The organism is Comamonas sp. UBA7528 (genome assembly GCF_002479375.1).
Lineage (GTDB): Bacteria > Pseudomonadota > Gammaproteobacteria > Burkholderiales > Burkholderiaceae_C > Comamonas.
The window spans coordinates 172,242-192,966 of the sequence record NZ_DLMU01000010.1; the positions used below are offsets into that span (position 1 = coordinate 172,242).

The window sequence follows — 20,725 nt, forward strand, 5'->3', positions numbered from 1 at the left end:
TGCAACATTGCAGAACAACCCGGCAACCGCCTCGCAGAAAGCTGGCACTCACACCCCGGCATCACGCTGCGGCTGGATTGCGCAATAGCGCAGCGGCACGCTCGGCAATCATTACCGTCGGTGCCTGGGTGTTGCCGCTGGTGATGCGCGGCATCACCGAGGCGTCGACCACCCGCAGCCCCTGCACGCCATGCACGCGCAGCTGGCTGTCCACCACGTCCTGCGGCCCCACCCCCATGCGGCAGGTGCCCACCGGATGGTAGATGGTATCGGCCCGCTTGCGAACCCAGTCTGCGATGGCACGCTCGTCCTGCACCGCGTCCAGCTCCGCCATCTCCCGTCCGCCCAGCTGCGCCAGCGCCGGCTGGCGCAGTATCTCCCGCACCCGCTGCACCCCGCGCACCAGGCGCGCCATGTCTTCGGGATGGGACAGGAACTGCGGGTCGATCAACGGCGCCGCCACCGGGTCCGGGCTGGCCAGCCGCAGCTGGCCCCGGCTGGCGGGTTGCAGCACACAGACATGGCAGCTGAAACCGTGCCCCCAGGTGTGGCCCCGGCCATGGTCGGCCTGCTTGCCGGGCAGGAAATGCAGCTGCAGGTCCACTTCCGGCTCTGCAGGCCGGCTGCGGATGAAGCCGCCCGCTTCCGCCAGATTGCTGGTCAGCATGCCGGTGCGGTGTTGGCGCCATTCCCATGCGCCCCGGGCAATGCGCTGCAGGCCGGGCAGCGACACCCCCACGCCCAGCGCCGTGCCCGGCAGGCTGTGCACCACCGTCACATCCGGGTGGTCGTGCAGGTGCGCCCCCACGCCGGGCAGGTCTACCTGCACCGGCACGCCCATGGCGTGCAGGTGCGCCCCCGGCCCCACACCGGAGAGCATCAGCAGCTGCGGCGACTGCAGCGCGCCCGCGCACAGCAGCACCTCGCGCCGGCAGTGCAGGGTTTCGCGCCGGCCGCCGCACAGCACCTCCACCCCGCAGGCGCGGCGGTCTTCGTCCAGCAGGATGCGCAGCACCTGGGCGCCGGTACGCACTTCCAGATTGGGGCGGCTGCGGTGCGGCGCCAGATAGGCCTGGTAGGCACTGCAGCGTGCGCCCTGGCGCTGGAACACCTGGTAAAGGCCCACGCCCTCCATGCTGTGGCCGTTGAAGTCGGTGTTGCGCGGGTAGCCCGCCTGCATGCCGGCCTGCACAAACGCCAGGCTCAGCGCATCGGGCGACTGCAGATCGCTCACCTGCAGCGGCCCCTCTGCGCCGTGCCAGCAGTCCGCGCCCCGGCTGTTGCCTTCGGCCTGCAGAAAATACGGCAGCACATCGTGCCAGCCCCAGCCCGGGTTGCCTGCGGACTCCCAGAAGTCGAAATCGGACGGCAGCCCCCGGATATAGATCATGGCGTTGATCGCGCTGGAGCCGCCCAGCACCTTGCCCCGGGGCTGGTAGCCGCGCCGCCCGTTCAGACCGGGCTGCGGGGTGGTGGCGAACCCCCAGTTGTACTGCCCCGTCTTGGGCAGCAGCGCCAGGCCCGCCGGGCAGTGCAGCAGCGGGCTGGCGTCTTCGGGCCCCGCTTCCAGCAGGCAGACCTGGGTGCCAGGCTCCTCGCTCAGCCGCGCGGCCAGCACCGAGCCTGCAGCCCCTCCCCCGATCACGATGTAGTCTCGCATTGGATATGTCCCATCCGTGCCTTGTCGAGCGGCACAGTGGGCTACACATTAACGGGGATGCCACGGAATTTGGATACCATCTCGCCCGAGCTTTTTTTCTTTCTCAGGAGACTTTTCATATGGCAATCCAGACAGTGGGCATCGTGGGTGCAGGCACCATGGGCAACGGCATCGCACAGGCATGCGCCGTGTCGGGCATCAACGTGGTGATGGTGGACATTTCCGAAGCCGCCGTGCAAAAAGGCGTGGCCACCGTGTCCGGCAGCCTGGACCGCCTGATCAAGAAGGAAAAGATCACCGCCGCCGACAAGGAGAAGGCCCTGTCGCTGATCAAGACCTCCACCAGCTATGACGACCTCAAGGGCGCCCAGCTGGTGATCGAAGCCGCGACCGAAAACTACGAGCTGAAGGTCAAGATCCTCAAGCAGCTGGACGCGCTGCTGGATGCCGACGTGCTGGTGGCCACCAACACCTCGTCGATCTCCATCACCAAGCTGGGTGCCGTCACCCAGCGCGCCGACAAGTTCATCGGCATGCACTTCTTCAACCCCGTGCCCATGATGGCGCTGGTGGAAATCATCCGCGGCCTGCAGACCAGCGACGCCACGCACGACGCCGTCAAGGCCCTGTCGGAAAAGCTGGGCAAGTCGCCCATCACCGTCAAGAACGCCCCCGGCTTTGTGGTCAACCGCATCCTGGTGCCCATGATCAACGAAGCCTTCCAGGTGCTGAGCGAAGGCACGGCCTCCGCCGAAGACATCGACGCCGGCATGAAGCTGGGCTGTAACCAGCCCATCGGCCCGCTGGCCCTGGCCGACATGATCGGCCTGGACGTGTGCCTGGCCGTGATGGAGGTCTACCTGGAAGAGTTCGGCGACAGCAAGTACCGCCCCAGCTACCTGCTGCGCGAAATGGTGGCCGCCGGCCGCCTGGGCCGCAAGACCGGCCAGGGTGTGTACACCTACTAAAGCGGCCCCGGCCGGTGCGCGCTGACGCAGCGCCACCTCCGGTTTTCGCTGCCAAGCCCGCGACACCTGCGAGACAGGTCGCGGGCTTTTCGTCTTCTGGGCGACTGCGCCCGGCCGCGGGGCCCCCTAAGGTGCGGCGCAGGAGACCTGTCATGCCCCTTGCCATCGAAACCCCGACGCCCCCACCCGAGGGCAGCATCCACTGCGAAGTGCGCAGCCATGTGCTGCTGATCGGCATCAACCGCCCGGCCAAACGCAATGGCTGGACGCCCGCCATGTTCCAGCAGCTGGCCGAGGCCTACACCCGGCTGGACGACGAGCCGGCGCTGCGCGTGGGCGTGCTGCACGCCTTTGGCGAGCACTTCACCGCCGGTCTGGACCTGCCCATCATGTCGGCCTATCTGAAGGGCGGCAAGAAAGCCATCCCGCCCGGGCTGGTGGAGCCGCATGACTACGGCCTGGTGGGCTACCGCCGCCGCGCCAAGCCCATGGTGGCCGCCGTCAAGGGCATCTGCTTTACGGTGGGCATCGAGCTGATGCTGGGCGCCGACATCGTGGTGGCGGCCGACAACTGCCGCTTTGCCCAGCTGGAAGTGCAGCGCTGCATCATGCCCACGGGCGGTGCCACCTTGCGCATGGCCGAGCGCGCCGGCGTAGGCAACGCCATGCTGCACCTACTGACCGGCGACGAATTCGACAGCGCCGAAGCGCTGCGCTGCAACTTTGTACAGAAAGTGCTGCCCGCCGGCCAGGAACTGGCCGAAGCCCTGCGCATTGCCGAACGCATTGCCCAGCAGGCCCCGCAGGCCGTGGTGGCCACGCGCCAGAACGTGCTCAAGGCCATCGAGCTGGGCCAGGCTGCGGCCGTGGCGGACTTCATCCCCGTGCAGCAGCGCCTGGCCCACAGCGACGACGCAGCCGAAGGCGTGCGCTCCTTCATCGAGAAGCGCCCGGCACGGTTCACCGGAACCTAGCCGCAGCCACGTCGGCCACGACATGGCCGGCATTCCGCCCTGCTGGCAGCATGGGCACCCCAATTAAATTGCGCACAATTTAATTGTGAACAATAATCCAACCCATGCGTTCCGACTCCGACCTCCTCCCCGACAGTGCCCGACTGCTGCAGCTGGACAACCAGGTCTGCTTTGCGCTGTACTCGGCATCGCTGGCCATGACCAAGCTCTACAAGCCCTTGCTGGAAGACATCGGCCTGACCTACCCGCAGTACCTCGTCATGCTGGTGCTCTGGGAAGGCGACCAGCTCATGGTGTCGGAACTGGGCGAACGCCTGTACCTGGACTCCGGCACGCTGACTCCGCTGCTCAAGCGGCTGGAGTCGGCGGGCCTGCTGACACGCCTGCGCGATGCGCAGGACGAGCGCCGCGTGCGCATCGCGCTGACCGAAGCCGGCCGCGCGCTGCGCAGTGCGGCAGAGAAAATCCCCGCCTGCGTGCTGCAGAGCACGCAGTGCACCTTGCCCGAATTGCAGGCGCTCACCGGCCAGCTCCACGCCCTGCGTGCGCAGCTGGTGCCGCGCCGGTAATGAAGAGAGACGATTTCCTCCACCCGTCCGCATTGCCGGACACTCTTGCATAGGAAGACACCATGGCACAGCTCGACAAAGTTCTCTACACCGCCCACGCCCACACCACGGGCGGACGTGATGGCGCTTCGCGCACCGACGATGGCCGCCTGGACATTGCCCTGTCCTCCCCCGGCGGTGCCGGCCAAGGCACCAACCCCGAGCAGCTGTTTGCCGCCGGCTATTCCGCCTGCTTCATCGGCGCGATGAAGGCCGTGGCGGCACGCCAGAAACTGGCGCTGCCCCAGGACCTGGCAGTGGACGCCGAAGTGGACCTGGGCCCGGTGGGCCAGGCCTATGGCATTGCCGTGCGCATGACCATCCACCTGCCGGGCATGGACCCAGCCCAGGCCCAGCAACTGGTGGACACGGCCCACCAGGTCTGCCCCTACTCCAACGCCACGCGCGGCAACATCGACGTGGCGCTGAAGATCGCCTGAAGATCGTCTGCAGCCGCCCCTCTGTGGTCCTGCGCCGCAGAGGCTGTGCGCAGCAAAGGGCGCGGAGTTTCTGCCACTCCACAACCCGACCGGGCCTGGCGCCCGGTTTTTTCATGGCGGCTTCAGCCGGTGGTGCCCCACAGTGCACCGGGCTGCGGCAGGTAGCGCTGCTGCTGCAGATCCCACAACCCCTCCAGTACCAGCGGACCGGCAATGTCATGGCTGGCATAGCGCACCAGCGCCAGTTGCTGCACCTCCAGTGGCAGCAAAGGCTGGCCCACGCCCACGGCGTGCAATTGATCGACGGCCCACAGCAATGGCAGTGACCGTGCGTAGTGTCCCAGCGTCACATGCGGCACGTAGTGCCAGCCCGGCGCCGGCGGCCAGGGCACCAGCGCATCGTGCAAGCGCGCCAGGGTGTCCGCCCCCTGCCCCACGCCCAGGTAGGGCACGGTGGTGAAACTGCCCACGCCCTGCAGCTGCACGGCAAACGGCGGCTGGGCCAGGGCCTGCAAGGCCGCCAGATCGGCCTGCAGCTGGGCAGGGCCGAATTCGGCCGCCACATGGGCCATTTCGTCGCACAGCCCACGATAGGCCACGGTCAGGTGCGGCTGGCGGGCGTAGCGCGACAGCAACGCATCGCCCAGCGCGTGGCGGGCCGCCTGGATGGTGGCATCCACGGCATCGGAGGCAATCCACACCACCCACACGGCGCACCAGGGGCAGTTCTGGTGCCAGTCCGCAAAGTCGCGGTCTTCGCAGGGCTGAGACAAAGGGAAAGCGTCGGACATGCCCGCAGTGTGCCAGTGCTGGCCGGGCCACACACAGGAGCCCCGGTATACGTTGCGTTCCATGCTCCCAGCGGGGCATGGCATGCCCGCAGCAGGCATGGGCCCCCATGCACACCCACCGCTCACCTTTTTGCGCCCCTTCCCCCGCACCCTAGGTCAAACCCGTAGACTGCTTGCAAGCCCGCCGCCAGCTTGGGCGCCCAAGATGGGCGGCATGAAGCTCGCACTGATCTCCGATGTCCATGCCAACCGCCAGGCCCTGGCGGCCTGCCTCGCGCATGCGCGCGCCCAGGGCGCCACACGGGTCGCCTTTCTGGGCGATCTGGTGGGCTATGGCGGCGAACCCGCAGCCGTGCTGGAGCAGGTGATGCAGGAGGTGGCGCAAGGTGCCTGGGCCGTGCAGGGCAACCACGATGCGATTGCCGTGGCCCCCCCCGCACAGATCTCCCATGTGGGCACCCAGGGCGCGCAGTGGACCCACGACCAGCTCAGCCCCGCACAGCGCCAGTTTCTGGAGGACCTGCCGCTGACCTTCCAGGCCGGCCAGGTGCTGCTGGTGCATGCCAGTGCCGATGGTCCGCAGCGCTGGCATTACGTGGACAACAGCGCAGCGGCCGAGCGCAGCATGAGTGCCGCCACCCGGCTGGATCCCAATATCCGCTATGTCTTCAGCGGCCATGTGCACGAGCAAGCGCTGTACTTTCTGACCCCGACGGCCAAGCTGATGCGCTTCACGCCCCAGCCTGGCGTGCCCGTGCCGGTGCCGCCCTACCGCCAGTGGCTGGCCATCGTCGGCTCCTGCGGACAGCCCCGCGATGGGGACACCCGTGCCATGTATGCGCTGTTTGACGAAATGGCCTTCACCCTGACGTTCCACCGCGTGGCCTACGACCACGAGGCCGCCGCCCGCGCGGTGCGTGCCACCCCCCTGCCCGAAGCATTTGCCCAGCGCCTGCAGGAGGGACGATGAAAAAGCTCGCACCCGGCACCGAAGTCGACGGCTTCCGCATCCTCGACTGCATCCACGCAGGCGGCATGGCCCACATCTATGCCGTGGAATACGCCAGTGCGCGCCAGGCCGCCAGCGGCCCCGGCTTTCCGCTGGTGATGAAGATCCCGCGCATGACGGCGGGGGACGGGGCCGAGAACATCGTCAGCTTCGAGGTCGAGCTGCAGATCCACCCGGTGCTGACCGGCCCGCACGTGCCCCGTTTTGTGGCCGCCGGCGATCTGCTGCGCCTGCCCTACATCGTGATGGAGAAGGTGCACGGCCACACGTTGCAGCACTGGCTGGACCAGGCCGAGCGCCCTAGCCTGCACCAGGTGGCCCAGTTGGGGACATCCATGGCCCAGGCCGCCCACAGCCTGCACCAGCAGAACTGCTGCCACCTGGACCTGAAACCCGGTAACGTGCTGATCAAGGAAGACGGATCTGCCGTGCTGCTGGACTTTGGCCTGTCCTGCCACGCCCACTACCCCGACCTGCTGGCCGAGGAGCTGCGCAAGGCCGTGGGTTCGCCCGCCTGGATGGCCCCCGAGCAGATCGTGGGTGTGCGCGGGGATCTGCGCAGTGACATCTTTGCTATCGGCGTGATGCTGTACGAACTGGTCACCGGCGAGCTGCCCTTTGGCAACCCGGCCACCAACGGCGGCCTGCGCCAGCGCATGTGGATGGCGCCGGAGCCACCGCGCGCGCTGCGCCCCGATCTGCCGGAATGGATGCAGGAAATCATCCTGCGCTGCCTGGAGCCCGAAGCCGCCCAGCGCTACCCCACGGCCGCCCAGCTGGCCTTTGACCTGCAGCACCCCGAGCAGGTGCCACTGACCGAACGCAGCCAGCGGCTGCACGGCCTGTCCCTGGCCGCCAAGCTGCGGCGCTGGGTGCGCGCAGCGGGCATGGAATACCGGCCCAGCCCCTTGCCCAGCGAGCAGATCGGCGAACGCCCCATCCTGATGGTGGCCGTCCCCCACCAGGACGTGACGGACGCCACGCTGTATTCGCTGCGCCAGGCCGTGGCCCGCTCCCTGGGCATACGCCCCGGCGCCCGGCTGGCCGTGGTGACGGTGATTTCCCCCTCGGCCAGCAGCAGCACCGATGCCCAGCGCAGCGAAACCACGCTGCACCGGCAGCACCGCTCACGCCTCAAGCAGTGGGCACAGCCACTGGACCTGCACGGCCATGGTGTCAGCTACCACGTGCTGGAAGCCACCGACGTGGCCCAGGCCCTGGTGCGCTATGCCGAAGGCAACAACGTGGGGCTGATGATCCTGGGGGCCGCCACGCACGGCCTGCAGATGCAGCGCCTGGTGGCCACCGTGCCGATGCGCGTGGCCCGCGATGCCCCGTGCACCGTCATCCTGGTGAAACAACATCTGCCATTTGCGGCACTGAACGCACACGACAATGTGGTCGCATGAGCACCTCCGAATCCCTCCATCCGTACGCGCACTTGACACCCGATTGCGTGCTGGACGCCCTGTCCAGCACCGGGTTGTGGCCCGACGGCCGCCTGCAGGCCCTGGGCTCCTACGAAAACCGCGTCTACCAGGCCTGTCTGGACGATGGCAGCAAAGTGGTGGCCAAGTTCTACCGCCCCGGCCGCTGGAGTGCCGCGCAGATCGCCGAGGAGCATGACTTCTCGCGCCAGCTGGTGCAGGCGGAAGTCCCCGTGGTCGCCCCGCTGGAACTGCAGGGCAGCACCGTGCACCAGCATGCGGGCTTTGCCTTCAGCGTCAGCCCCTGGCGCGGGGGGCGCACGCCGGAGCTGGACGACTGGGACACGCTGGAATGGATTGGCCGCTTTCTGGCCCGCCTGCACAGCGTCGGGGCGCAGCAGGACTTTGTCCACCGCCCGACGCTGGATGCCCAGCAGATGGGCTCCGCCCCGCTGCAATGGCTGCTGGCCCATGGCGACATCCCGCCCCATGTGCGCCCGCGCTGGCAGGCGGCCTGCGAGGCGGCCCTGGCCATGGCCCGCGACGCGCTGGCGCAGACCCCGCTGCACACCATCCGCCTGCATGGCGACTGCCACCCCGGCAACATTCTGTGGACACCGGTGGACGATAACGGCCAGGGCGGCCCCCATTTCGTCGACCTGGACGACGCCCGCATGGGCCCGGCCGTGCAGGATCTGTGGATGCTGCTGTCCGGCGACCGGCGCCAGCGCAGCCAGCAGCTGTCCACCCTGGTGGATGGCTATGAGCAGCTGCGCGACTTTGACCGGCGCGAGCTGCGCCTGATCGAGCCGCTGCGCACGCTGCGCCTGATCCACTACAGCGCCTGGCTGGCCCAGCGCTGGCAGGACCCGGCATTTCCCCGCGCCTTCCCCTGGTTTGGAACCGAAGCCTACTGGCTGGAACAAACTTCCATCCTGCTGTCCCAGGTCCTGACCATGGAAGAAGAACCATTGGCGATCTGAACGGCGGATATTGAAACATTTTGTTTCAACGTTCACCAGACAGCGGTACGCTCTGGGCTTTCGATCCGAGGACACCATGCTGATAGCCATAGTGGATGACGACAGCAGCATGCAATGTCTGCTGCAGGCAGCACTGGAACACGCCGGCCACCAGGTGCGCCTTTTCCCCGATGCCCATTCCTTTCTGGACCCCGGCTGCAACCCGGATCTGGGCATGCTGGTGGTGGACTGGCTGCTGCCCGACATGCAGGGGCCGGAGCTGGTCCGGGCGGCGCGGCAGCACTATGGCGCCCAGCTGCCCATCCTGTTTGCCACCCAGCGCCAGCAGGAGCGCGACCTGGTACAGGCCCTGGAAGCCGGTGCCGACGACTTCATGTCCAAGCCCCTGCAGTTGCCGGTCTTCATGGCACGGGTCCAGGCCTTGCTGCGCCGGTCGTACCGCGCGGGCCGCGCGCACACACCGCAATTCGGCCCCTACCGTTTTGACCCGGATGGCCGCCACGTCGAATTCGGCGCCCAGCGCGTCGCCCTCAAGGGGCGGGAATACGCCATCGCCCAGCACCTGTTCAGCCACTCCGGCCAGTTGGTCACCCGCCAGCAACTGCACCAGTTGTTCTGGCAAGGCAAGCCGGCGGTGGAAACCCGCTCGCTGGACACCCACATCTCCCAGCTGCGCAACAAGCTGCAGTTGGGCCTCAGCCATGACCCCCAACACCCCTGCCGGTTCGCCCTGCAAATGGTCTATGGCACCGGCTACCGCCTGGAACGGCTGTAACCACGGCAGAATCGGCCGGCACACTGGCACCGCACCGCGACCAGGCTGCCCCAGCCGCCGCACCCCACCCTTCCCCCCCTCCGCACGGCATGAAAGCACAGGATCCCACGACCTTGCCGGAGCGCACCGCGCGAATGCCGTGGCCGTCCGGCCAGCGCCTGGGCCGGTGGCTGGCCAATCTGCCCCTGGCCACCAAGACGGCGGCCCTGGTCGGCCTGACCGGCACGCTGTCTGCCGTGATTGCCATCAGCGCCATGCTGCTCTGGCAGAAGGTGGACGCACGCTACTACACACGGCTGAACCAGGAGACCCAGAACACCCTGCAGCTGGCCACCATTGCGGTCTACCTCAGCGATGCCACCCGCGAGATCCTGAGCGCCCCTGCCGCGCAGGAGCTGTTCGATCTGTCGCAGATCCGCCAGCAGCTGCTGCAGATCCAGATGGACCTGCGCCACGAGCTCAGCAGCATTGCCCGCCGCTCTCCCGAGCTGACCCTGGAAATCGAGTTTCTGGACCAGCGCTCCCAGCGCCTGTTCCTGCTGGGCCATGCCGTGGTGGATGCCGCATCGGCCGACGACCATGATCTGACCCAGGGACTGATCGAGTACAACTTCACGCCCGCCATGCGCATCCTGCGCCAGGACATCGAGCGGCTGCAGTACCTGACCCAGAAGCTCTACACCGACCTGGGCAAAGCCCAGCGCGTGGCCCGCCAGGAAGCCATCGTGCTGATCATTCTGGCCGTGGTGTCCGCCATCTGCCTGGTCAGCGCCTTGTCCGCAGCCTCCGCCGTGCGCTGGATTTCCCAGCCGATTGCACAGATGACGCGCAGCATGCAGCGGCTGCTGCGGCGGGACTACCACCTCCCCCCCCTGCCCCAGCAGCGCCAGGATGAAGTGGGCACCATGGCCATGACGCTGCAGGGCTTTCGCGACAGCATGCTCCACAACGAGATGCTGTCGGAACAGGTGCTGCAGGCCCAGGCCTCGCAGCTGCTCTCGGAGCAGCTGCTGGAGCTGACCGGCGCGGTGCCGGTGGCCATCTTCCAGCTGCACCTCACGCGGGAGGGACACAGCGACCTGCGCTTTGTCACGCCGCGCTGGGAAGCGGTGGTACGCCACGCACTCACCCCCCACCAGGAGCCAGCGCTGTGGGAGCAGTTCATGCGCAGCGTGCACACGCTGGAATCGGTCACGCACGACCTGCTGGTGACCCCGCCACGGCTGCCCGGCGCCACCTGGTTCAAGATCCTGGCCAGCACCCGGCGGCTGCCCGACGGCAGCGTCCTGTTCAACGGCGGCTGGCTGGACATCACCCAGGAAAAGAACCAGTCCCTGGCGCTGGCCCAGGCCAAGCAGGCCGCAGAAACCGCCGCGCTGGAACAGTCCCGCTTTCTGGCCACCATCAGCCATGAGATCCGCACCCCCCTGAATGCCATGCTGGGCATGACCCAGTTGCTGCAGCGCGCGTCCCTTCCGCAGGCACAGCAGCAGCAGCTGGACAACCTGGACCGCGCCGGCCGGCTGCTGCGCAGCCTGGCCAACGACGTGCTGGACTTCTCCAAGCTCGACGCCCACCGGGTCACGCTGGAGCACACGGTGTTCGCGCTGGACCAGGTGATCGATGATGTGCGCCGCATGTGCCAGGAAGACCTGCATGCCAAAGGCCTGCAGCTGGACTGCAAGGTCGCCCCCCAGGTCCCGCCCTGGCTCGGCGGCGATCCCTACCGCCTCACCCAGGCCCTGCTCAACCTGGTGCACAACGCCATCAAGTTCACAGCCCGGGGGCGCATCCGCATCCGGGTGACCGCCCTGCCGACAACGTCTACCGCCAAGGTGCTGCTGCGCTGGAGCGTGTCCGACACCGGCCCCGGCCTGACCCGTGCCGATGCGGCGCACCTGTTCCGCCCGTTCTTTCAGGTGGATGCCTCCATCTCCCGGCGCTTTGGTGGCACCGGCCTGGGCCTGGCCATCGTGCACCGGCTGGCACAGCTGATGCAGGGGAAGACGGGCCTGCACAGCCGCCCCGGCCAGGGTAGCTGCTTCTGGTTCACCACGGTCTTGGCGGTGGCCACGGCCCCGGGCACAGCTGCTGCGACCTCGGCCTTGCCGTCCATTCCGGCACTGCAGGGGCGGCGCATGCTGCTGGTGGATGACCACGCCCTGAACCTCGAGGTCTTGCAGGGCTTTCTGCGCCCCAGCGGCGCGCAGCTGGACTGCAGCAGCGATGGCGAATTCGCCTGGGAGCGGCTGCTGCAGCACGCCCCGGGCCACTACGACGTGATCCTGATCGACTTGCAGATGCCGCGGCTGGATGGCTGGAGCTTCTGCCGCCGCCTGCGTGCCCACCCGCTCTACCGCCATGTGCCCGTGCTGGCCATGACGGCGCACACCCGCCCGGAAGACCTGCGCCACTGCCAGGACGTCGGCATGAACGGGCTGGTGGCCAAACCCATTGTGGAAGCCACGCTGTGGGAGACCCTGGCACGCACGCTGGGGGAAAGCGCCACGCCCTTGCAGCAGGGCCTCCATGCCCCCGCGCTGGCGCCGCAAGCGCTGCAGCCCTGCGGCGTTGCGCACACCCCCGACTTTGCCGCGGCAGCCGTCGAAGTCCTGCGTCGCCATGTGCCGGGCGCGCGCCTGGCACCCCTGGTGCAACAGTTCAGCGCAGACCTCGAACACCGCCTGGACACGCTGGAGCAGGCCCGTGGCGATCTTGCCCTGCTGCGCCAGCAGGGCCACCTGGTGGCCGGCAGCGTTGCCACCTTCGGGCTGGAGCGCCTGGGCCAACTGGCCGCTCAACTGGCCGATGCGACCGATCTGCCATCGGCCATCGCGCTGCTGCCGGCGCTGCAATCCAGTGCCCGCAGCGGCCTGGCCCAGCTGCACGCCCAGCTGCAGACCGACACCCGCTGACGCAGGCGGCTCAGCAGCGCCCTTCGACGCGGCAGGTGGGCACCACCTGCCCGCTGGCATCGCGCCACTGGATCGGTGCCTGTGCCGGGGCTGGGTTCGGGTGCTCCGCCGTAGCAGCCCCGGCAGGTGTGGCAGCCGCTGGTGTCGGCGCGCGGGCGGGGTCATGCAGCACGGTCGATGTGCCCACCCCGGCCCCCACGCGGGCTCCGCCCACACCTGTGGACAGCCCCACGCCGGCATTGCCGGTGACCTGACCGCGCTGGTTGACCCCCACCCCCACGCCCAATGGGCCCCATCCGGTGCCGACCCCGGCACTCACGCCGCCGCTGCCCATGCCAACCCCGACCGACACCGGCCCCACCGGGATGCCCACACCCACCCCGGCCCCCACCGAGCCACAGCCCGCCAGCAGCGCAGCCGCCGCCAGCCCCAGCACAGTCATCAGGGAACGGGCCGCATGCGGCCGGGCCTTGGCCGTCTGTGCGTCCCGAATGGCAAAGGTGGTGTGGGGTGTCATGGCAGGCTCCGGACAGGCTGGGAGGAGGAAGGCAAGGGTGAGGCAAACAGTAACGCAATCAGCTGTTCCATCAAGGGCGCGATAGCCACGTGCTGCTGCGGGTCGTCCGTCAGCAGGCCGTTGTGCACCATGCCCATCCAGAACGGACTGGCCAGCAGGCGGGCATAGTCCTCCGGGGTCCGGCTCTGCAACTCCCCTTCCTCGCAGGCCAGCTGCAAAATGCCCAGCACATGCTGCTGCCAGGGGTCGAATGCCAGTTCCTTGTACAGCCGCGCCAGTTCGGGGTGCTGCTTGGCTTCGGTCAGTATCAGGCGTGCCAGGCTCCCACGTTCGCTGCGCTCGATGGCCTCCATGGTCGGCAGCAGACTGCGGCGCAGCAAGGCCTGGGCGGTTTCGCCCGGCTGGCGGCACAGCGGCTGGTAGGCAGCCGACTGCGCCAGGGCCTGCAGCACCACGCCGCGCAGCAAGGCCTCCTTGGAGGGGTAGTAGGTGTAGATCGTGCCCTTGGCCACGCCAGCCCGCACCGCGATCTGCGCCATGGTGGCGCGGGTGATGCCCTGCTCCAGAAAAATGGCCAGCGCGGCTTCGGTGATCTGGCGCTGCGTCTGTGCCGTCTTGTCCAGGCTGGGCCCGCGCCGGCGGCACACCGCCTCGGCAACGGGGGCGCCCCCCTTTTCCGGGACGGCATCAGGGCTGCAGGCAGCAGTGCGCGGCACAGACACGGGTTTTCTCCTTAGAATTCACAAAATTGACCGAAAAGTCATTTTTAATTGTATGCAGGCACCGGTCTTTCGCCGACCGACCGCCTCCATACCCGGCGCAGGGCCATGGAAATGCACCTGCCGCCTCCCTTACTCACTGTCCGATCATGCAAATCAAATGGGCCCCCTATCCCTGGGTGTGCTTCTCCATGTGCGTGGGCGTCATGGGCACCGCCCTGGCCAGCCCGCTCTATCCGCTCTACCAAACCCTGTGGCAACTGCAGACCAGTGACATCACGCTGGTCTATGCCATGTACATGGCCGGCGCCATGCTCAGTCTGCTGACCCTGGGCAGCCTGTCGGACCGGCACGGCTTTGTCCGCGTGCTGCGCTGGGGCCTGGTCGTCGTCACGGCCGGTTCGCTGCTCAGTGCCCTGGCCTGGAGCTACGCCAGCTTTGCCGTGGCGCGGGTGCTGGTCGGGCTGGCCTCCGGCATGATCACCACCTCGGCCTCGCTGGGGCTCACCCAGCTCAACAACAAGGGCGATCTGCAGCGCGCCGCCGCCATGGCCAGCCTGACCATTGCCTTCGGCTTTGGCCTGGGCCCGGTGCTGGGCGGTGTGGTGGCGCAGTGGCTGCCACAGCCTTTGCTGACGGCCTATGTGCCTTCGCTGCTGCTGGGGGTGCTGGCCGTGGTGGCGCTGGGCCGCATCCGCCACCAGGTTCCAGTGCCCACACCCAACCCCGACCTTGCGACCCCCAGCTGGATGCCGCAGATCACCCTGCCCGCACCGGAGCACCGCCGCCGCTACCTGCTGGCCAGCATGTGCGTGTTTCTGGCCTTTGGCGCCTTCAGCCTGTTTGCCTCGCTGGCCCCCAGCTTCATGGCCCGCATGGTGCCCTGGCATGGACCTGCCGTTTCCGGCCTGGCACTGGGCATGATCCTGTTTCTGTCCGCCGGGTTTCAGTTCCTGTCCCGTGCCCGCAGCAGCCGCTGGTGCGCACAGGCCGGGCTGGGCGCACTGGCCGCCAGCATGCTGATCCTGCTGGTCAACAACTACCTGGGCTCCAGCCTGCTGTTTGTGCTGTGCGTGCTCACCGTGGCGCTGGGCCACGGCCTGTGCAACATCGGCGGCATGTCGCTGGTCAACCGCGTGGCACAGGCCCACAACCGCTCCGGCCTGATTTCCACCTACCTGGTGATTGGCTACATCGGCTCCATGCTGCCCATCATGGTGCTGGGCAGCATGGCCGACCACATGGGGCTGGAAACCGCGCTGCCGCTGTACTGCGCCGCCATGGGCACGCTCACGCTGTGGGTGCTGTGGCGCATCTACCGCCTGCCCCCCATGGCCGTGGCACCTGCCGCCTGATCCCCCTGCGGGGACTCAGCGGAAATGCGGCCCCGGCCCGGCATGGGCCAGCTGGTCGCTGTCATTGCGCAGCGGGCAGTCCTGCAGTGACAGACAGCCGCAGCCGATACAGCCGTCAAGCTGGTCGCGCAGCTGCGTCAACTGGCGGATGCGGGCATCCAGATCGCCGCGCCAGCGTTCCGACAAGGCCCGCCAATCCTGGGCGGTAGGCGTGCAGCGCGGCAGCGCGTCCAGGGCCGCAGCAATCTCGGCCAGCGGCACGCCCATGCGTTGCGCCACCTTCACCACCGCCACCCGCCGCAGCACCACCCGCGCATAGCGGCGCTGGTTGCCGGCGGTGCGCACACTGTGGATCAGGCCCTTGGATTCGTAGAAATGCAGCGTGGACACCGACAGGCCGCTGCGCCGGGCCACCTCGCCCACGGCCAGCAGCGTGCCATCGGTGCCGCTGTCGTCCGCCTTCTCGCCAGGCACGGCCTGCTGCGCGCAGCTGCGGCGTGCCGCGCCGGTAGATTCCCACATCGCTAACAGCCTTTCGCATGTGTCGATTTCGGTACGTAAAAGCCTTGCAAAGCATGGGCCCAGGCTATTGACCTCAAGTGAACTTGAGGTTGAAGAATGTAACCCGTTTTGGTGCTGCTTTGGTGTGGCACCACGGCACCCTCCCCCCCATCCCGCGCTTCTTGATTCGGAATCTCCTCCATGGCCCAGGCCCTTGCCGCTGTTGCTCCGTCCTCCCCCTCTCCCGCCGCCCTGCCCAAACCCCAAAGCGGCCACCTGCAGCACCTGCAGCCGCCCGGGCTGTATGACGCCGCCCCGAACGGCTACACCCATGTGGTGCGGGTGGAGTCCCCGCTGCGCTGGGTCTTTGTCTCCGGCCAGGGGGGAGAAAACATGGCCGCCGAACTGCCGGACGACTTTGCCGCCCAGGCCCACCAGGCCCTGGCCAATGTGCAGACCGCCCTGCATGCCGCCCATGCCGACATGGCCGATGTGGCCAAGCTCACGGTGCTGATCGTGGACCATTCGCTGGAGCGCTTTCACCTGTGGCAACAGGCGCTGCGCCAGTACTGGGGCGAGGCCCACCAGCCACCATTGCCCTTTCCGGCCTGCACGCTGATCCCCGTCCCCAAGCTGGCCCTGCCGGGCATGCTGATCGAGGTGGAAGCCACGGCCGTGCGCCCTTTGTGAGTGTTGGTGAGCGCCGCCCCGGTGTCTGCCACCACGACCCCCATCCCCCTGTCCACCCGCACCCTGGTGCTGATGGCCGCCACCTGCGGCCTGTGTGCCGGGGCCAATTACTTCAACCAGCCGCTGCTGCACTCCATCGCCCAGAAGCTGGGCGTGCATGACGGCCAGGCCGCCAGCATCGTCACCCTTGCCCAGGTGTCGTATGCCTTCGGCCTGCTGCTGCTCGTTCCCCTGGGCGACATGCTGGAGCGCCGGCGTCTGGTGCTCAGCCTGATGGTGCTGGCCGCCATCGGCATGGCGCTGTCCGGACTCAGCGGCCCCAGCCACAGCTTTGCGCTGCTGGCCCTGGGCACGGGCATGACAGGGCTGTTCTCCGTGGCCGCCCAGGTGCTGGTGCCCATGGCGGCCAGCTTGGCGGCGCCGGGCACCAGCGGCCGTGCCGTGGGCCTGGTCATGAGCGGTTTGCTGATTGGTATTCTGGCGGCGCGCAGTGTGGCCGGTGTGCTGTCGGGCCTGGGCGGCTGGAACGCGGTGTACGGCGTGGGCGCCGTGGCCACGCTGGCCATGGCCGTGCTGCTGGCCCGCGCCCTGCCCACGGCGCCGGTGGCGGTGCGGCTGGGCTATGGCGCCGTGCTGCGTTCACTGGGCCAGCTCTGGCGCCAGTACCCGCGCCTGCGCAGCCGGGCGCTGATTGGCGGACTGGGCTTTGCCACGGTGAGCGTGCTGTTTTCCACCATGGCCCTGCTGCTGGCGGGCCCGGCCTATGGCCTGAATGACACGCAGATCGGTCTGATCGGCATCGTCGGTATTGCCGGCGCCCTGATGGCCAACGTGGCCGGCCGCATGGCCGACCGGGGCCGGGAACAGGCCACCACCCTGGCCGGTGGCCTGCTGATGCTGCTGGGCTGGGCGCTGCTGTGGCAGGGCGGTCACAGCCTGTGGGCCTTTCTGCTGGGCTTTCTGGTGGTGGATGGCGCGCTGCAGGCACTGCACATCAGCAACCAGAACGTGGTCTATGCCCTGGAGCCTCAGGCACGCTCGCGCATCAATGCGGTGTACATGACCACCTACTTCGTGGGCGCGGCCGGTGGTTCGGCGGTGGGCGCCTGGGCCTGGCTGCAGGCCGGCTGGGGCGGCGCCAGCCTGGCTGGGGGCACGCTGGGCCTGCTCACCCTGGCCGTGGTGCTGCGGGACCAGCGGCTGGCGCGGGCGGGTTAGGCCCCGAAAAACAAAACCCCGGCACCCAAGGGGCCGGGGTCGGGGATCCACGGGGCAGACCGGACGGTCTGCCCGCAGGCTCAGACCAGCAGCGCGTTCACACGCTTCACATAGGCGGCGGGGTCTTCCGGCATGCCGCCGTCGGCCAGCACCGCCTGGTCGAACACGATCTGCGCCAGATCGTGGAAATGCACCGATCCGTCCAGCTTCTTGATCAGCGGGTGTTCGGGGTTCACTTCCAGCACTGGCTTGCTCTCCGGCATGGCCTGACCGGCCTGCTTGAACAAACGGGCCATCTGCAGGCTCATGCCGCCGTCCTGCACCACCAGGCAGGCGGGCGAGTCCACCAGACGGCTGGTGGCGCGCACGTCTTCGGCCTTGTCCTTGAGCGCTTCCTTGAGCTTGGCCAGCAGCGGCTTGAAGGCTTCGGCGGCTTCCTCTGCCGCCTTCTTCTCTTCGTCGTTCTGCAGCTTGCCCAGGTCCACGGCGCCCTTGGCCACGGACTGCAGCGGCGTGCCGTCAAAGTCCTGCACGTAGTTCAGTGCCCATTCGTCCACGCGGTCGGTCATCAGGAGCACTTCGATGCCCTTTTTCTTGAAGACTTCCAGCTGCGGGCTGTTCTTGGCGGCCGCCAGGGTGTCGGCGGTGATGTAGTAGATGGCCTCCTGGCCTTCCTTCATGCGCGCCTTGTAGTCGGCCAGCGAAGTGGACAGACCGTCGTGCGTGGTGGAGGCAAAGCGCAGCAGCTTGGCAATGCGGTCCTTGTTGGCATGGTCTTCACCCAGGCCTTCCTTCAGCACGGCGCCGAACTCGGCATAGAACTGGCTGTACTTGCCTTCCTTGGCCTTATCCTCGTCACTGACCACATCGGTCACGTCGGCATCGGCCGCTGCTTCGTGCTTGTCGTGGCGGGCCAGGTCTTCCAGCATGGACAGCACGCGCTTGACCGAGCCGTCGCGGATCAGCTTCACGTCGCGGCTTTCCTGCAGCAGCTCGCGGCTCACGTTCAGGGGCAGGTCGGCCGAGTCGATCACGCCCTTCACAAAGCGCAGGTACTGGGGCATCAGCGCTTCGGCGTCGTCCATGATGAAGACACGCTTCACATACAGCTTGATGCCGGCGTGCTTGTCGCGCTGGTACAGGTCGAACGGGGCCTTGGCCGGGATGTACAGCAGCTGCGTGTACTCGGTATTGCCTTCGACGCGGTTGTGGCTCCAGGTCAGCGGGGCTTCGAAATCGTGGCTGATGGCCTTGTAGAACTCGACATACTGCTCGTCCGTGATGTCCTTCTTGGGACGGGTCCACAGCGCGCTGGCCTTGTTCACGGCCTCCCATTCGCCGGTCTTGACCATGGCGCCGGGTTGGTCGTTCTCGCCGTCCTTCCACTCTTCCTTTTCCATCAGGATGGGCAGGCTGATGTGGTCGGAGTACTTGGTGATCAGCTGCTTGAGCTTCCAGCCGTTCAGGAATTCCCGTGCGTCTTCGCGCAGGTGCAGGATCACGCTGGTGCCGCGCTGCTCGCGGGTGATCTGCTCCACCTCGAAGTCGCCGGTACCGGTGCTGGTCCAGCGCACGCCTTCGCTGGCGGGCAGGCCGGCACGGCGCGATTCCACGCTGATCTTGTCGGCCACGATGAAGCCGGAGTAAAAGCCCACGCCGAACTGACCGATCAGCTGAGAATCGGTCTTCTGGTCGCCCGAGAGCTTGTCCATGAAGGCCTTGGTACCGCTCTTGGCGATGGTGCCCAGGTGCTCGATGGCTTCCTGTGCGCTCATGCCGATGCCGGTATCGGTGATGGTCAGCGTCTTGGCCTTGTCGTCGAAGGCGATGCGCACTTCCAGGTTGGGCTGGTCGCCGTACAGGCTGCTGTCGTTCAGCGCTTCGAAGCGCAGCTTGTCGCAGGCATCCGAGGCGTTGGAGACCAGCTCGCGCACGAAGATCTCGGGGTTGGAATACAGCGAATGCGTGACCAGGTGCAGCAGCTGGGCCACTTCAGCCTGGAAGGAATGGGTTTGCTTGCTCATAGGATTCTGCTGGTGAATGCGAAATCGGGGTGGGGGTCCACCAAACCCTCAAGTGTGGCATGACCGCCACGCCCTGGTGTCGATAGACCACGACGCAACCACATTTAGGGTCTGCCGCCACAGTTTCAAGACGCTGCCCGCTACACGCTGACACCAACATGCGCTAGCCTGGGCTTCCACGATGGGGACGTTTCTTGACAGTTGGCCCCTCCCGCGAAGAGCGGCCACTTCCTATGATCCGCGCCAGTACCGGCAACCATCTGCATGGACCGGCATTTTTGTGGCAACTGCAAATGGAGGATGCGCATGCACAGCAATCTGAAGAAATGGTCGGCCGAGTTCATCGGCACCCTGTGGCTCACGCTGGGTGGCTGCGGCAGTGCCGTACTGGCCGCCGCATTTCCGGAGGTGGGCATCGGCCTGGCCGGCGTGGCGCTGGCCTTCGGTCTGACGGTGGTCACCGGGGCCTATGCGCTGGGCCCCATTTCGGGCGGGCACTTCAACCCGGCCGTCTCCGTGGGTCTGGCCGTGGGCGGGCGCTTCTCCTGGGGTGAACTGCCGGGCTATGTGATTTCGCAGGTGCTGGGCGCCATCGTGGGCGGCGGCATTCTGTATGTGATTGCCACCGGCAAGGCCGGTGCGGCCATTGGCGGCTTTGCCACCAACGGCTATGGCGAACATTCCCCCGGCGGCTACAACCTCACCGCCGCCATCGTGACCGAGGTGGTGATGACCGCCATCTTCCTGATCGTCATCCTGGGCGCTACCGCCAAACGCGCTGCCGCCGGCTTTGCCGGCCTGGCCATCGGCCTGTGCCTGACGCTGATCCACCTGATCTCCATCCCCGTGACCAACACCTCGGTCAACCCCGCCCGCTCCACCGGCGTGGCCGTGTTCGGCCCCGACATCGCCGTCAGCCAGCTGTGGCTGTTCTGGGTGGCCCCCATCGGGGGGGCCATCGTCGGCGCGGTCATCTACAAGGCCCTGCTGAGCAACGGCAAGGACGATTGAACGTCCACCTCCGCGCGGCCTGGCCGCTGCGAGAAAAAAAGGAGCGCACCGCGCTCCTTTTTTGATGGGAGGGCCGGCCGCCAGCTCCCGCCGGCTTGGCCGAGGCACCCGACGCGCTGCAGCCGGCCGCAGTGCTGGTG

The 20,725-nt window shown here is 67.5% G+C and carries 19 protein-coding genes; 13 read left to right on the forward strand and 6 right to left on the reverse strand.

What is annotated here, in order from left to right; all coding sequences use genetic code 11:
* Window positions 1-61: 61 nt before the first annotated feature.
* Complete coding sequence (locus B3349_RS13790) at window positions 62-1,660, reverse strand: GMC family oxidoreductase (protein WP_291589475.1); 1,599 nt, start codon at window positions 1,658-1,660, stop codon at window positions 62-64.
* 119 nt (window positions 1,661-1,779) lie between these two features.
* Between B3349_RS13790 and B3349_RS13795 the strand changes: the two genes are divergently transcribed.
* The 4 genes from B3349_RS13795 to B3349_RS13810 all read left to right on the forward strand — a co-directional run bounded on the left by B3349_RS13795 (window position 1,780) and on the right by B3349_RS13810 (window position 4,650).
* The gene (locus tag B3349_RS13795; protein WP_066541139.1) at window positions 1,780-2,628 is read left to right on the forward strand and encodes a 3-hydroxybutyryl-CoA dehydrogenase; all 849 of its coding nucleotides are present in this window, start codon (window positions 1,780-1,782) and stop codon (window positions 2,626-2,628) included.
* Window positions 2,629-2,780: 152 nt separating this feature from the next.
* Window positions 2,781-3,602 (forward strand): crotonase/enoyl-CoA hydratase family protein, encoded by an 822-nt coding sequence (locus tag B3349_RS13800; RefSeq protein ID WP_291589477.1) that lies wholly within the window; start codon window positions 2,781-2,783, stop codon window positions 3,600-3,602.
* A gap of 104 nt (window positions 3,603-3,706) precedes the next feature.
* Window positions 3,707-4,171: a MarR family winged helix-turn-helix transcriptional regulator gene (locus B3349_RS13805; protein WP_291589479.1), complete on the forward strand. Its 465-nt coding sequence runs from the start codon at window positions 3,707-3,709 to the stop codon at window positions 4,169-4,171.
* A gap of 62 nt (window positions 4,172-4,233) precedes the next feature.
* Window positions 4,234-4,650: an organic hydroperoxide resistance protein gene (locus tag B3349_RS13810; protein WP_291589481.1), complete on the forward strand. Its 417-nt coding sequence runs from the start codon at window positions 4,234-4,236 to the stop codon at window positions 4,648-4,650.
* Window positions 4,651-4,772: 122 nt separating this feature from the next.
* Here the strand turns inward: B3349_RS13810 and B3349_RS13815 are convergent, their stop codons facing one another.
* Window positions 4,773-5,441, reverse strand: coding sequence for a 2'-5' RNA ligase family protein (locus tag B3349_RS13815; RefSeq protein WP_066541549.1), 669 nt, complete (start codon window positions 5,439-5,441; stop codon window positions 4,773-4,775).
* A 214-nt stretch (window positions 5,442-5,655) separates the two neighbouring features.
* On the opposite strand from B3349_RS13815, the gene B3349_RS13820 reads away from it, so the two are divergent.
* The 5 genes from B3349_RS13820 to B3349_RS13840 all read left to right on the forward strand — a co-directional run bounded on the left by B3349_RS13820 (window position 5,656) and on the right by B3349_RS13840 (window position 12,550).
* Window positions 5,656-6,411, forward strand: a complete 756-nt coding sequence (locus B3349_RS13820; RefSeq protein ID WP_291589483.1) for a metallophosphoesterase family protein — start codon at window positions 5,656-5,658, stop codon at window positions 6,409-6,411.
* Entirely contained in the window at window positions 6,408-7,859 is a 1,452-nt protein-coding gene (locus B3349_RS13825) for a serine/threonine protein kinase (protein WP_291589485.1), read from the forward strand. Before B3349_RS13820 ends, B3349_RS13825 begins: the two co-directional genes overlap by 4 nt.
* Window positions 7,856-8,860, forward strand: a complete 1,005-nt coding sequence (locus tag B3349_RS13830; protein WP_291589487.1) for a serine/threonine protein kinase — start codon at window positions 7,856-7,858, stop codon at window positions 8,858-8,860. The genes B3349_RS13825 and B3349_RS13830 overlap by 4 nt, the downstream gene beginning before the upstream one ends.
* 76 nt (window positions 8,861-8,936) lie before the next feature.
* Entirely contained in the window at window positions 8,937-9,635 is a 699-nt protein-coding gene (locus B3349_RS13835; RefSeq protein ID WP_066541151.1) for a response regulator transcription factor, read from the forward strand.
* An 89-nt stretch (window positions 9,636-9,724) separates the two neighbouring features.
* Window positions 9,725-12,550: an ATP-binding protein gene (locus B3349_RS13840; protein ID WP_291589488.1), complete on the forward strand. Its 2,826-nt coding sequence runs from the start codon at window positions 9,725-9,727 to the stop codon at window positions 12,548-12,550.
* A 10-nt stretch (window positions 12,551-12,560) separates the two neighbouring features.
* On the opposite strand, the gene B3349_RS13845 is transcribed toward B3349_RS13840, so the two are convergent.
* Together B3349_RS13845 and B3349_RS13850 are read right to left on the reverse strand one after the other, a co-directional pair.
* Window positions 12,561-12,992, reverse strand: coding sequence for a hypothetical protein (locus B3349_RS13845; protein WP_291589859.1), 432 nt, complete (start codon window positions 12,990-12,992; stop codon window positions 12,561-12,563).
* Window positions 12,993-13,063: 71 nt separating this feature from the next.
* Window positions 13,064-13,789 (reverse strand): TetR/AcrR family transcriptional regulator, encoded by a 726-nt coding sequence (locus tag B3349_RS13850; protein ID WP_291589489.1) that lies wholly within the window; start codon window positions 13,787-13,789, stop codon window positions 13,064-13,066.
* Between the two features lie 146 nt (window positions 13,790-13,935).
* Between B3349_RS13850 and B3349_RS13855 the strand changes: the two genes are divergently transcribed.
* Window positions 13,936-15,141, forward strand: a complete 1,206-nt coding sequence (locus tag B3349_RS13855) for an MFS transporter (RefSeq protein ID WP_291589491.1) — start codon at window positions 13,936-13,938, stop codon at window positions 15,139-15,141.
* Window positions 15,142-15,156: 15 nt separating this feature from the next.
* Here B3349_RS13855 and soxR read toward each other — a convergent pair whose 3' ends face one another.
* Window positions 15,157-15,663, reverse strand: a complete 507-nt coding sequence (gene soxR, locus B3349_RS13860; protein ID WP_291589493.1) for a redox-sensitive transcriptional activator SoxR — start codon at window positions 15,661-15,663, stop codon at window positions 15,157-15,159.
* Between the two features lie 180 nt (window positions 15,664-15,843).
* Here soxR and B3349_RS13865 point away from each other — a divergent pair, with 180 nt between their 5' ends.
* Both B3349_RS13865 and B3349_RS13870 read left to right on the forward strand, forming a co-directional pair.
* Complete coding sequence (locus B3349_RS13865; protein WP_291589495.1) at window positions 15,844-16,332, forward strand: RidA family protein; 489 nt, start codon at window positions 15,844-15,846, stop codon at window positions 16,330-16,332.
* A 72-nt stretch (window positions 16,333-16,404) separates the two neighbouring features.
* Entirely contained in the window at window positions 16,405-17,550 is a 1,146-nt protein-coding gene (locus B3349_RS13870; RefSeq protein ID WP_291589861.1) for an MFS transporter, read from the forward strand.
* A gap of 80 nt (window positions 17,551-17,630) precedes the next feature.
* On the opposite strand, the gene htpG is transcribed toward B3349_RS13870, so the two are convergent.
* Window positions 17,631-19,574: a molecular chaperone HtpG gene (gene htpG, locus B3349_RS13875; RefSeq protein ID WP_291589497.1), complete on the reverse strand. Its 1,944-nt coding sequence runs from the start codon at window positions 19,572-19,574 to the stop codon at window positions 17,631-17,633.
* Window positions 19,575-19,880: 306 nt separating this feature from the next.
* On the opposite strand from htpG, the gene aqpZ reads away from it, so the two are divergent.
* Window positions 19,881-20,585: an aquaporin Z gene (gene aqpZ / locus B3349_RS13880; protein WP_066541559.1), complete on the forward strand. Its 705-nt coding sequence runs from the start codon at window positions 19,881-19,883 to the stop codon at window positions 20,583-20,585.
* Window positions 20,586-20,725: the final 140 nt, after the last annotated feature.